Origin of the sequence: Blautia massiliensis (ex Durand et al. 2017) (genome assembly GCF_051861785.1) — a bacterium.
Classification (GTDB): domain Bacteria; phylum Bacillota; class Clostridia; order Lachnospirales; family Lachnospiraceae; genus Blautia_A; species Blautia_A luti_A.
In genome coordinates this window covers 2,609,599-2,622,152 of the sequence record NZ_CP146725.1, presented here as the reverse complement: position 1 = coordinate 2,622,152, position 12,554 = coordinate 2,609,599, and the positions used below count along the sequence as shown (strand labels likewise).

The window sequence follows — 12,554 nt, the reverse complement described above, 5'->3', positions numbered from 1 at the left end:
GCTTGCTAAGTATAACATAGCTTTCCCTAAAATGCAAGGACTTTATAAAAATTTCTGTTTCTTTACAGTCTGTACCAGTTCTGCATTGTTCCTGGTTCTGGCAAAGGTATTCAGGATCTGTTCTACTGCCTCATCCGCTTTCATTCCGTTGAGAGCTTTTCGCATAATATAAACCGCTTCCTGTTCATCCTTGCTGAGAAGCAGATCCTCTCTTCTGGTTCCGGATTTCTGGATATCAATGGCCGGGAATACCCGTTTCTCCTGTAATTTACGATCCAGGACAAGCTCCATATTACCGGTTCCCTTGAACTCCTCATAAATAACATCGTCCATCTTGCTTCCGGTATCCACAAGTGCGGTTGCCAGAATCGTCAGGCTTCCGCCCTCGCGCATATTACGGGCTGCTCCAAAAAATCTCTTGGGCATATGGAGAGCCGCCGGGTCAAGACCACCGGATAAGGTTCTTCCGCTTGGCGGGATAATCAGATTATAGGCTCTGGCAAGTCGTGTGATCGAATCCAGAAGAATGATCACATCCTGTTTATGCTCTACAAGACGGCGCGCACGCTCCACAACCATCTCGGAAACTCTCTTATGATGTTCCGGAAGTTCATCAAATGTAGAATAGATCACTTCCACATTCGGTCCCTGGATCGCCTCTCTGATATCGGTAACCTCCTCAGGACGCTCATCGATCAGAAGAATGATCAGATGCATATCTCTGTTATTCCTGAGGATAGACTTGGCAACATCTTTCAGAAGGGTTGTCTTACCTGCCTTTGGCGGAGATACGATCATTCCTCGCTGGCCCTTTCCGATAGGACTGATCAGATCCACGATACGCATAGCCGTTGTACCGCCTGCACGCTCCATGACAAGTCTCTCATTCGGAAAGATCGGTGTCATATCTTCAAAATTATACCGTCTCTGTCCCTCACTCGGATGAAAACCGTTAATGGAAGATACGTAGAGAAGGGCACTGAACTTCTCTCCCTGGGTCTTGATACGGATATTTCCCTGTATGATATCACCTGTCTTTAAATTAAAGCGGCGGATCTGGGAAGGAGAAACATAAATGTCGTTCTCACCCGGCATATAATTCTCACATCGGATAAAGCCATATCCATCCGGAAGGACCTCCAGGATCCCGTTAGCCTTTTCACCACTGTCCAGCTGGGTGGATTCCGACGGGACATTCCCGTTCTCCCTTGTAGCTTCCCGGTTATATTCACGGTTGTACTCTCTGCGGATATTTGTGCTTCTGTGTTCCTGCTCATTCTTATCACTACGATATTCCTTCCGCTGCTCCTGAAGTCCTTCCCCTGCCGGACGGGTACGATATTCTGTTTTTTCCGAATCATAGCTTTTTTCTTTTACAGTATTTTCTGCCGGTGTACTTTTGTGTACTTCTTCGGGATTTCCTCTGTCGGACTCTTTGACGTCCTCCTCCAGCATCCGCTCGATCAGTGCCGGTTTTCTCAGAGTAGAAATTCCCTTCATCCCTCTCGCCTTTGCCAGATCCTTCAGCACCGCCAGAGATAATGATTCATACTTTTCTCTCATATTAAATCCTCTATTCTTAAATCTGATAAATTATATATTTGTTGTTTATGGAATCAGATACAACCTGACATGGCTGCACTTTTTTTGAATGAAAGCGTGTTTTCAGCTTATGTTTCATTATACACACCTTATAGAGTCTATTGCAAGAAATATTTATCGACATTTTTTTTATACTTTTCTCACAAAAAAGAAAAAAATCTGCCCGGGAGATCTCTCCCGGACAGATCCAATGTTCCTGTATGCTTCTTTTTTATCTCCAGAACGGTCCGTATATATCCATGACCCTCTGGATACGTTCATCAGTAATTTTATTCAGAGCCGCCACGATCGCTGCATACGTTTTTGGTCTCTGTCTCTTAAGTGTTGACGGACTTGTTACATACTCAAGCACTGATTCTGCAAAATATTCTGAACTGTTCTGCGTTGCATAGCTTCTGTTGATACCTGTAAATTTGGATTTTTCGCTGTTATAAACTGCGGCAAAATCACTTGTTCTGTCTACGTTTCCCGCAACAAAAGCAAGGAAATGTCCCAGCTCATGGTAGATTGTCTCATCCGCAAAACGAAGGATGATGCTTCTTGAATGTGCGTTAAAGCAGCCTCCGTAGTTAACAGACGGATCGATCGTTACAGTAAATCCAAGCTTCTTGTAGGCTTTGAGCACCCTGCTGTCCATCTTCGGTGCAATGGAAGCAATATTGCTTACTGAATATTTGCTGTCCATGCTGATGTTTTCTACTTTTTTTGTGGAAGCTGCATTCGCTTTGCCGGCAGTAGCTGAAGCCGCCATGACTGTTGTGATCGTCTGAATGGTTGTAGTTACTTTCCGTGTCTGAACGGCTGTTTTTGATTTCTTTGTGTATTTCTGTGTTGTTGCAGTCTTAACTGTCTTTAATGTTTTTACGGTTGTATTTCTGTTTGTTTTCTTTGTGGTCGTACTCTTCTTATTGGTAGTCGGAAGCTTCTTGGTATAAGTCTTGGTCGCCGCTTTTTTCAGCTCAACTATTTTTCTGGTTGTCTTGGTATTTGAAGTCGTTTTGGTAGTCACCTTCGGTTTTGAAGCAAGTGGAGTGTCGTCCTCTGTGATGGTAGTCTCCATTACCGGATCTGTAAAATCCGGAAATTCCGGAACCTGTGACGACTGCCAGACATTAAAACCACCTGCCAGTACAATAACAGCTGCAAGGCATCCTGCTAAAGCTTTTTTCCTGCCTGTAAAAATTTTACGGATATCTGTCCTTTTCATATCATTCACACCTTTCTGAAAGCCGACGTTTCAGTTTCCACCCTAAACCGGATTTTAGACATCAAAAAAGCCGCTTATTCTAACGAAATAAACGACCGCATTCACACACAGTTTCTTGTTCATAGATATTATCTAAATACGTCATTAAATCGGAATTTAATGCGGCAACCGGCTGTCATAGTCATCCTTCGGACCTTAGACCCATGGCTTTGCGTCCCTGTCTTTCAACAGGTTTGCCTTTATATGTATAGTATATGTTTTTTTCCCTGAAATGTCAACATTTTCCACTGCATTTTGAGCCCTGCTCCTGTCTTTTTTTCACGGAATCTGCTATACTGTTCAAAAAGAAAGCATGATATAACAGGAGAACGGAAACTATGTCAAAATTTTTACCAGTCCGTCTCTTTTTTGTATGGCTGCTTTTCGGAATCCTGCTGGCAGGCTGTGGAAATTCTCCTTCCTCCGATGAAGAACCTCCGGTATATTCTCCGGCCAGAGTCCTCACCCCGGAGGCCCCCGGCAAAAAAACACTGGGCAGTTCCCCTCTGATCCTGGATATTTCCAATCAGGATCAGGGATATCTGACTGCAGAATCCGATTCCGATGATTCCCGCATGAACATTCAGCTTACTGCTCCCTCCGGTGTGGTCTATTCCTATTTTCTGGAACCTGATGAACAGACGGTACTTCCTTTTTCCGAAGGCTCCGGTGAGTATCTCATCACCTGCTATCAGCAGGTTGATGGAAACCAGTATGCCGCCCTTTACACGGAAACGCTCACAATAAAGCTTCAGAATGAATTTCTTCCGTTTCTGTATCCAAACCAGTACGTGGACTTTTCTTCCAAAAGTGAAGCCTGCAAACTGGCAGCCTCTCTTGTCAAAGAAGACATGACCGATATCGACATCCTGAAAACCTTCTATACATATGTTACCAGTCATATTTCCTACGATTATGACAAAGCTGATTCTGTCGAAGCCGGTTATCTTCCTGATGTAGATGATACTTTAAGCACCGGCACGGGGATCTGTTTTGATTACGCTGCACTGACTACTGCAATGCTCCGCAGCCAGGACATTCCCTGCAAGCTTCAGATCGGCTATTCCGGTGATGTAAAGCATGCATGGATCGATGTTTATATCCGTGGCAGAGGCTGGGTGACAAAGGCAGTATCTTTTGACGGAGACACCTGGAAGCTGATGGATCCCACCTTTGACGCCAACAGTGATGGTGATGAAGCGATCCAGAAATATATCGGGGATGAAAGCAATTATACGGTACAGTTCACGCGCTGACCCACTAAAGGAGACCTTATTATGAAAAACAAACTGACAGCCCGGGAATTATCCAGTTTCTGCGGGCAGATGGGAATGCTTCTGCATTCCGGCATATCCACAGCGGAAGGACTTCACATCCTCTGTGACGAAAGCAAGACCGATGCAGACCGGCAGATCCTCACCCCCCTGATCCGTTCCGTGGAAGAAAACGGTTCTCTTTCCCGTGCTCTTGACGAATCAGGGATCTTTCCCACATCCATGACCGCCTATGTCCGGACCGGTGAGGAAACCGGCTGCCTGGATGAGATCATGGAAAGTCTCAGTTCCCACTATGAACAGGAGGAAGAAATCTCAGGACAGATACGGTCTGCAGTCACTTACCCGCTGCTCATGCTTGGCATGATGGCTGTTGTGATCCTGGTCCTTCTGATAAAAGTCCTGCCGGTATTTCAACAGGTATTTAACCAGATGGGGATGGAAATGAACGGGGTTTCCCGGGGACTTCTGAATGCAGGCAACGTGATCAGCCGGTATTCCTCTGTTTTTCTGATCCTCGCCACAGCCCTCATTGGCTGCATCCTGTTTTTCAGTCTTACGGAAAAAGGTCACAGCCAGCTGCGAAAAATGGCCATCCATCTCCCGTTTTTCCGTGAGATCCCGGTTGCCATGGATTACAGTCGTCTGACCCAGGGTCTTTCCCTGGGGCTTCGGAGCGGACTTTCCCCGGAAACCAGCCTGGAGCTTACAAAGGATCTGATCTCACAGCCGGTGATACTCGAAAGACTCCGGAAGGCTTCCTCTATCCTGGATAGCGGAGAAACTTTTTCCAGGGCTCTTACAGAATCCGGGCTGTTCGGCGGCATGGAAGGCCGTCTCATCACGATATCCTTCTATTCCGGTTCCAGTGACGAAACCTTCCGCAGGCTTTCCCGGCAGTACACCGAAAGATCCATAGATCTGATCTCACAGGCAGTCTCCATTGTGGAGCCTACCATCGTGATCCTGCTGTCTCTTCTTGTGGGGCTGGTCCTTTTATCCGTCATGATGCCGCTTCTGGGGATCCTCTCAGATTTTGCAATGTAAGGTGGTGACCATATGGAACTTTTTGAAAGCCGCAGAACAAAATTTCTCAGAGCATTTTTTCTTCTCTTTCCGGCGCTGCTTCTGGTTTTATCCTGCACCTTGTTTGTGGCAGGTGTCAGCAGCACCTCCGGCCAGGCCGTACACAAAGAACAGGATGCTCTGGAACAGGCACTGAAAAACGGTGCCATCCGCACCTATGCCCTCACAGGCACATATCCCGAAAGTCTGTCCCAGCTTCTCTTGGATTATCATATCATTTATGACAAAACCAAATTCGTAGTAGAGTATGTTCCTAACGGTTCCAATCTCCTGCCGTCTATCAGCGTGATCGCTCTGTCCGGCAGTGCGAAAGGAGGGAATGCCTCATGAATCATCGGAAGAACACCGGACATTCCGTTTCTTCTCTTTTTTCGCTTCTTCTTTTCGGTGTTTTTGTTCTGTTCCTTATACTGATGCTGCTATTTTCCGCCCGGATTTACCAGCAGACTGTGAAACAGACTGACTCCGATTCCGAGCTTGGGACCGCAGCAACTTATCTGACTACCAAATTCCGGCAGCACGACCGCGGCGATGAGATCTTTTCCGGTTCCCTGGATGATATTCCTGCCCTTTGTTTCCGGGACGATATCAAAGGAAAAGAATATATCACGTATATTTACCTGAAGAATGACAGTCTGATGGAGCTTTTCACTGCAAAAGGCTCTCAGGCCAGTTCCGATGCAGGAACCGTCATCTCACAGCTTTCCGATTTCCGGTTTTCGGAAATGAAAAATGGTTTTTACCACTTTTCCCTGGAAAGTACCACGGGAGTCCGCTCGGAATTCCTGCTTCATCGCACTGGCAAAAAGGAGGCATCATGAAAGAATCAAGACATAATTCCGGTACCAGCCTTTTTCTGATGGAAATGATCCTTGCCCTTTTGTTTCTGTCACTTTCCTCAGCTGCCTGCATCCAGATCTTCGCGGCAGCACGGAAAAACCGGCTCCAGGCAGAACAGTGGAACCAGATCCAGTCTCTCACAACCTCCGTGGGCGAGATACTGGAAGGCACTGACGGAACCGATGAACAGTTCCTCTCTCTGCTTCCGGGGGGCATCAAAAAGAACACCAATCTGATCTGGTATTATGACCGTAACTGGCAGAGCTGCTCTTCCGGAAAAGCCGCCTGTGAAATGATCCTGGAAACAGATATTTCTTCTTCAGAAAAATCCGGCGAGCTTTCTTTCCGGCGGCTTTCCAACTGCAGTGAGCTTTACCGGATCACCCTGCGTTTTCCTGTTGATGACTACAGAAGGGAGGCTGTACATTGAAACAGAAGCATACGTTTTTTGTAACTGTCGGCATTCCTTCCCTGTTTCTTATCTTCTCTGTGCTGTGTCTCTGTGTACTTGCTCTGCTTACTCTTGGAAGCTCCAGATCCAGTCTTAACACAGCCAGACATTCTATGGAACAGACCGAAAATTATTACACCGGCTGCGCAAGCGCCACGGAAACCGTTTCAGAAATCCGTGATGATCTGGAGCAATACAGGGAAAAAGCTTCCGATGAGACCAGATATTTTTCCATGATACAAAAGCTTGCGGACACAAGGAACGATCTCAGCTGGGATTCCCACAGCCACACCCTTTCCTTCTCCGTTGGAATTTCCGAGACACAACAGCTTTCTGTAGTGCTTGAGCTTTTTTACCCGCAGAAAAAAAGCTCTTCCGCTTATCAGATCCTGCAATGGAACACAGAGCTTACCGGATCCTGGAAACCTGACAACCACCAGAATGTATTTAAAGGAGAATAAATCTATGGATATCTCTATTCCTGAATTTTTGGCAGAAGCTGCCAACCGGCGTGTCTCTGATATCTTTATCATCGCAGGCCGCCCTCTGGCAGAAAAAATCGACGGTCATCTTTTGGACCGTGGTGACAGGCTGATGCCTGATCAGACAGAAAATTTACTCCGCGCCATTTACGGCCTTGCGGAAAACCGCGATATATCCCGTCTTATGAAAACCGGTGATGATGACTTTTCTTTTTCCATTCCCGGTGTTTCCAGATTTCGTGTCAATGCCTACAAGCAGCGTGGTTCCCTGGCTGCCGTGATCCGTGTGATCGCCTTCCGGCTGCCGGATCCTGCAGAGCTTTCCATTCCCGAGGATGTGATGAACATCTCCGAATATACCCGTGGCATGGTCCTTGTTACCGGTTCTGCCGGAAGCGGTAAATCCACCACCATGGCCTGTCTGATCGACAGGATCAACCATACCCGGGAGGGCCACATCATCACTCTGGAGGATCCTCTGGAATATCTCCACCGCCATGATCGCTGTATCGTCAGCCAGCGCGAGATCTGTACCGACACCGAAAGCTATCTGACTTCTCTTCGTGCCACACTACGCCAGAGCCCGGATGTGATCCTTCTTGGAGAGATGCGTGATCATGAAACCATCCAGACTGCCATGACCGCTGCGGAAACCGGTCATCTTGTCCTTTCCAGCCTGCATACTCTGGGAGCAGCCAACACCATCGAACGCATCATGGACGTGTTTGAGCCATCCCAGCAGCATCAGATTGCCCTCCAGCTTTCCATGGTCCTTCAGGCTGTGATCTCCCAGCAGCTGATCCCGGATGTGGACGGACGCAACATTCCTGTTTTCGAGATCATGCGCCTGACTCCTGCCATCCGCAATATGATCCGCGACAATAAAGTACATCAGATCGAAGGCGTGATCTCCACATCCGGTCAGGAGCAGATGCGTTCTATGGATCAGAGCCTTCTGGAATTATATAAAAAAGGCCGTATCACCAGGGATACAGCTCTGAAATACGCTTTAAACACGGACATGCTGAAGCGCAGACTTATGTAAGGATCTTCTCGGTATAACTCTGCCTGATATGTAAAAACACATAAAAAATCCCTTACCGATCTCTGATATGTTTCCGGAATACAGAACACATATCATTTTACAGATCCGGTAAGGGATTTCTTTATTTTCAATCCGATTTCGATCAAAAAGACATTCCTTCTCTGCGATCGATCAATGCACTACATTTCCTACAATTCCATAAGAAACAATATACATAATGGCACTTGCCATAAAAAGTCCGCCCAGGATCGCAATGGAGGATTTTTTGATATCCACCTCAAGAAGAGAGGCGATCAGTGCACCTGTCCAGGCTCCTGTGCCCGGAAGAGGGATTCCCACAAACAGCAAAAGTCCAAGAAATTCATATCTCTTGATCTGGTCACTCTTTCCCATAGCTCTGTTTTCCAGCTTTGTGATCAGACCTCTGAACGTCTTTGTTTTTTTCATCCATTTAAAGATCTGCCGGATAAAAAGCAGGATAAACGGAATCGGAACAATATTTCCCACGATACAGATCGGCAGTGCCTTCGCAGCCGATATCTTCAGCAGAGAGGCTGCCAGAAGGCCGCCTCGAAGCTCCAGTATCGGGATCATAGAAATGATGAACACAGCTCCCTCGGGAGAGATAAACTGTGCAAGGTGGTGTGAAAACCATTGTACCAGTACTTCCATAATACCTCCTTAACTGTTATTTCTGCAGATATTCCGTCAGGAATTCTACCAGCTTTTTCATCTCCTCATCGGTACCGATGGTGATACGGAGATGATTGTCGATCCTGTCCTTCGGGAAATATCTTACATAGATATGTTTCTCCCTCAGTGCTGTGAAAAGCTCTTTGGCCGGACAGCTCTCATGTGTGGCAAAGATAAAGTTGGATCTGGAATCCTGGAAGGAAAATCCAAGCTTCCTGAGCTCTGCCTTTGTCCACTCTCTTGTTGTAATGATCTTATGGCAGCATTCCTCAAAATATGCCTTATCCTCCATAGATGCCACACCAGCCGCGATGGTAGTACGATCCATGGTATAGGAGTTAAAGGAATATTTCACATCATTGAGATATTTGATCAGCTCCGGATTTCCGAAGGCATATCCGATACGCATTCCTGCCAGGGATCTGGACTTGGAGAAGGTCTGCACAACAAGCAGATTATCATATTTTTCGATCAGCGGCAGTGCGGATGCTGCTCCGAAATCCACGTACGCCTCATCTACGATCACGATACTCTCCGGATTCTTTGCCACGATCTCCTCGATCTCGGAAAGAGGCATTTCCACGCCGGTCGGTGCATTTGGGTTAGGGAATACGATTCCGCCGTTTTCACGGAAATAATCTTCCTTACGGATATGGAACTCCTCATCTAATGCCGGGCGCTCATATGGGATCCTTAAAAGATCTGCCCATACATCATAGAAAGAATAGGTGATATCCGGGAACAGGATCGGTTTCTCTGAATTAAAAAATGTGAGAAAACACATAGCCAGTACGTCATCGGAACCAACGCCTGTAAATACCTGCTCATCCTTCAGGCCGTAGAACGCGGCAATACTGTGTATCAGGTCTCCTGCTGTCGGATCCGGATAAAGTCTCAGGGTATCAGCATCAAGGGCTTTCAGCGCCTTCTCCACACCCGGGGCCGGTGAATATGGATTCTCGTTTGTATTCAGTTTGATCATGCCTCTCTCATTTGGCTGCTCGCCAGGAGTATACGGCACTACTTTTCGTATATTAGCTTCCCATGGTTTCATGCTGTGCTTAACCTCCTATCATATTCTTTTGCTATTGTACTCACTGCGAGGACATTTGTCAAAGGGTAATACCACCTGCCGGGAAACAAAAAGACACCCGTATCGGGTTACAGAGTACGGGTGTCTGATATATTCTTCTTAATGAAGGGCTGTTTTGGTTCGTGTCAGGCGCTTAAGATCAGATACGTGCTACGCCTGTTGCTTTTGCTGCCTCCGCTACTGCTTTTGCGACAGCCGGTCCGACTCTCTTGTCGAATGCCTTCGGAATGATATACTCCGGAGAAAGCTCCTCATCTGTGATCAGATCTGCAAGAGCCTTGGAAGCTGCGATCTTCATCTCATCGTTGATATCACTTGCTCTTACATCAAATGCACCACGGAAGATTCCAGGGAATGCAAGAACGTTGTTGATCTGGTTCGGGAAGTCACTTCTTCCTGTGGAGATAACCTTTGCTCCGCCTGCTTTTGCGTCATCCGGGAAGATCTCCGGTATCGGGTTTGCGCATGCGAAGATGATGGCATCTTTGTTCATGGTCTTAACCATATCTATTGTAACTGCTCCAGGAGCGGAAACACCGATAAATACATCCGCGCCAACCAGCATCTCTGCAAGAGATCCCTGTTTCTTCTGAAGGTTTGTGAGCTTGCTCATCTCTTCCTTAACCGGGTTCATTCCTTCTGTACGTCCCTCATAGATGGCACCCTTTCTATCGCAGAGTGTAACATCCTTGAAGCCTGCTTTCAGAAGAAGTCTGCAGATAGAGATAGCAGCTGCACCTGCACCGTTCATAACGATACGAACATCCTCTTTCTTCTTTCCGACAACCTTCAGAGCGTTTGTCAGACCTGCAAGTGTGATAACTGCAGTTCCGTGCTGATCATCGTGGAAGATCGGAATATCACATTTCTCTTTCAGTTTTTTCTCGATCTCAAAGCATCTCGGAGCGGAGATATCCTCAAGGTTAACACCACCGAAGGATCCGGAGATCATGTAAATTGTATTTACGATCTCATCTACATCATGGCTCTTAATGCAAAGCGGGAATGCGTCTACATCGCCGAATGCTTTGAAAAGTACACATTTACCTTCCATTACAGGCATACCGGCTTCCGGTCCGATGTCACCAAGACCAAGAACTGCGGAACCGTCTGTTACAACAAGACACATATTCCATCTTCTTGTAAGCTCGTAGGATTTATTGATATCTTTCTGGATCTCAAGGCAAGGCTGAGCTACACCTGGTGTATATGCAAGAGAAAGGTCGTCTTTATTCTCAACCGGCACTCTTGTAACAACCTCGATCTTACCTTTCCAATCTCCGTGCAGTCTTAATGACTCTTTTGCATAATCCATTTTCTTTTCCTCCTTGGATAATTATGATATATTTCATTTCAAAAGGATTACCTGAATTAATAATTACCATTAAAGAATCTACTGTCCTTCGGAAGCTCATAGCCTTCAAAATAAGCGCCAAAATCAAGCTTCAGATAACTGCAGAGATTAGCAAGCTCTACCATGGTATTGTCGTTGACCGGAATGCCATTCTCTTTTCTGTCTTTTTCAGCAGCTACCTCTTTCTCGCCGTGTGTATAGATCCTGTCCTGACCGTCTGCCTTCGGACTCTCCCGAAGTGCCTCAAGATATTCTGAAAAATGCTTGCGGATCGCATCCGGATCTCCGAATGCCGCCGGGTTGATCGCCATAAATCCATGGCAGATACCGGTCTTATCCGGGAATGTACAGCATTTGTCGGAGGTAACGCCCATGGAAAGAATAGAGCTGAACAGCTCACAGAGCATTCCATAGCCATATCCCTTATGGCTTCCGCTGACTTCCTCGTTTCCACCAAGAGGCATGATTCCACCGCCCTTCTTGGCTACGATGTTTGCAAGTACATCCGGTGCATTATTGCTGGCATGACCGTTTTTGTCAAGTGCCCAGCCATTCGGAAGAGGCTTGCCCATCTTATTATACATTTCCAGTTTACCTCTGGTTACAACTGTTGTGGAACAGTCAAAGAAAAACGGATACGGGTCTGCAGGCATAGCGACTGCGATCGGGTTGGAGCCCAGCATAGCCTTTCTTCCAAAAGTCGGTACCATGATCGCCTCGGAGTTGGTACATGCCATTCCAAGAAGGCCTTCATGGCAGGCCATGTTCGCATAATATCCTGCAATACCGAAATGGTTGGAATTTCGTACACTTACGATTCCCACACCAGTTGTCTTTGCCTTCTCAATTGCCTTTTCCATGGCAAAATGACTGATCAGCTGGCCCATTCCGTTATGTCCGTCTACCACGGCAGAAATCGGTGTTTCAAAAACAATTTCCGGTTTCGCCTGGGGATGAATAGTCCCCTTCTCGATTCCTTTATGGTAACGAACCATCCTCTGCATTCCGTGGCTCTCGATCCCATACAGATCAGCAGTCAGAAGAACATCTTTAATGATGCTTCCTTCTTCCTCAGAAAAGCCAAACGCTTTAAAAACATCTCCGCAGAAATGGTTCAGTGTGTCATAACTCCATTTTACATATCCCATAATCGCAAGTCCTTTCTCCTGATATTTCCGGCAGGTTACCGCCCACGCTGTGGCCTGCTGCATACTTTATATAATACTGCAGGGATACAGTAACCTTCATCCTGTGCTGTCTCGTCTTACGCTGTCTCGTCTTACGCTGTCCTGCCTCATGCTGTCTCAACTTATGCTGTCTCGTCATGAAGCCTTCAGGATGCTGCCATAATATCAAACTTTTTAGTATTACCAATACAGTTCCTATTA

13 protein-coding genes and 1 riboswitch are annotated in these 12,554 nt (G+C 46.6%); of the genes, 7 read left to right on the top strand and 6 right to left on the bottom strand.

Features of this window, described 5'->3' with window-relative positions:
- Nucleotides 1-42: 42 nt before the first annotated feature.
- Together rho and V9W66_RS12380 are read right to left on the bottom strand one after the other, a co-directional pair.
- Complete coding sequence (rho, locus tag V9W66_RS12385) at nucleotides 43-1,563, bottom strand: transcription termination factor Rho (protein WP_144093711.1); 1,521 nt, start codon at nucleotides 1,561-1,563, stop codon at nucleotides 43-45.
- A 250-nt stretch (nucleotides 1,564-1,813) separates the two neighbouring features.
- Nucleotides 1,814-2,809 carry an anthrax toxin lethal factor-related metalloendopeptidase gene (locus tag V9W66_RS12380; RefSeq protein ID WP_243121646.1) on the bottom strand — a complete coding sequence of 332 codons (996 nt, stop codon included), beginning with the start codon at nucleotides 2,807-2,809 and terminating at the stop codon, nucleotides 1,814-1,816.
- Between the two features lie 160 nt (nucleotides 2,810-2,969).
- Nucleotides 2,970-3,057: riboswitch (cyclic di-GMP riboswitch) on the bottom strand.
- Between the two features lie 129 nt (nucleotides 3,058-3,186).
- Here V9W66_RS12380 and V9W66_RS12375 point away from each other — a divergent pair.
- From V9W66_RS12375 to V9W66_RS12345, 7 genes are read left to right on the top strand one after another with little or no spacing between them, the layout of a single operon-like run.
- Complete coding sequence (locus V9W66_RS12375; RefSeq protein ID WP_186290033.1) at nucleotides 3,187-4,104, top strand: transglutaminase-like domain-containing protein; 918 nt, start codon at nucleotides 3,187-3,189, stop codon at nucleotides 4,102-4,104.
- A 21-nt stretch (nucleotides 4,105-4,125) separates the two neighbouring features.
- Nucleotides 4,126-5,169, top strand: coding sequence for a type II secretion system F family protein (locus V9W66_RS12370; protein ID WP_144093710.1), 1,044 nt, complete (start codon nucleotides 4,126-4,128; stop codon nucleotides 5,167-5,169).
- 12 nt (nucleotides 5,170-5,181) lie between these two features.
- The gene (locus tag V9W66_RS12365; protein WP_144093709.1) at nucleotides 5,182-5,538 is read left to right on the top strand and encodes a hypothetical protein; all 357 of its coding nucleotides are present in this window, start codon (nucleotides 5,182-5,184) and stop codon (nucleotides 5,536-5,538) included.
- The gene (locus V9W66_RS12360; protein ID WP_144093708.1) at nucleotides 5,535-6,029 is read left to right on the top strand and encodes a DUF4860 domain-containing protein; all 495 of its coding nucleotides are present in this window, start codon (nucleotides 5,535-5,537) and stop codon (nucleotides 6,027-6,029) included. Before V9W66_RS12365 ends, V9W66_RS12360 begins: the two co-directional genes overlap by 4 nt.
- Entirely contained in the window at nucleotides 6,026-6,478 is a 453-nt protein-coding gene (locus tag V9W66_RS12355; RefSeq protein ID WP_144093707.1) for a hypothetical protein, read from the top strand. The genes V9W66_RS12360 and V9W66_RS12355 overlap by 4 nt, the downstream gene beginning before the upstream one ends.
- Complete coding sequence (locus V9W66_RS12350) at nucleotides 6,475-6,960, top strand: hypothetical protein (RefSeq protein ID WP_144093706.1); 486 nt, start codon at nucleotides 6,475-6,477, stop codon at nucleotides 6,958-6,960. The genes V9W66_RS12355 and V9W66_RS12350 overlap by 4 nt, the downstream gene beginning before the upstream one ends.
- Nucleotides 6,961-6,964: 4 nt before the next feature.
- On the top strand, nucleotides 6,965-8,026 hold the full coding sequence (locus tag V9W66_RS12345; protein WP_186290032.1) for a type IV pilus twitching motility protein PilT: 1,062 nt from the start codon (nucleotides 6,965-6,967) through the stop codon (nucleotides 8,024-8,026).
- A 171-nt stretch (nucleotides 8,027-8,197) separates the two neighbouring features.
- Here V9W66_RS12345 and V9W66_RS12340 read toward each other — a convergent pair whose 3' ends face one another.
- From V9W66_RS12340 to V9W66_RS12325, 4 genes are all read right to left on the bottom strand, one after another.
- The gene (locus V9W66_RS12340; protein WP_144093705.1) at nucleotides 8,198-8,698 is read right to left on the bottom strand and encodes a COG2426 family protein; all 501 of its coding nucleotides are present in this window, start codon (nucleotides 8,696-8,698) and stop codon (nucleotides 8,198-8,200) included.
- 16 nt (nucleotides 8,699-8,714) lie between these two features.
- Entirely contained in the window at nucleotides 8,715-9,773 is a 1,059-nt protein-coding gene (gene hisC / locus V9W66_RS12335) for a histidinol-phosphate transaminase (protein WP_144093704.1), read from the bottom strand.
- A gap of 178 nt (nucleotides 9,774-9,951) precedes the next feature.
- Nucleotides 9,952-11,127 carry an NAD(P)-dependent malic enzyme gene (locus tag V9W66_RS12330; protein WP_144093703.1) on the bottom strand — a complete coding sequence of 392 codons (1,176 nt, stop codon included), beginning with the start codon at nucleotides 11,125-11,127 and terminating at the stop codon, nucleotides 9,952-9,954.
- Nucleotides 11,128-11,183: 56 nt separating this feature from the next.
- Complete coding sequence (locus V9W66_RS12325; RefSeq protein ID WP_330575299.1) at nucleotides 11,184-12,377, bottom strand: Ldh family oxidoreductase; 1,194 nt, start codon at nucleotides 12,375-12,377, stop codon at nucleotides 11,184-11,186.
- Between the last annotated feature and the right edge of the window lie 177 nt (nucleotides 12,378-12,554).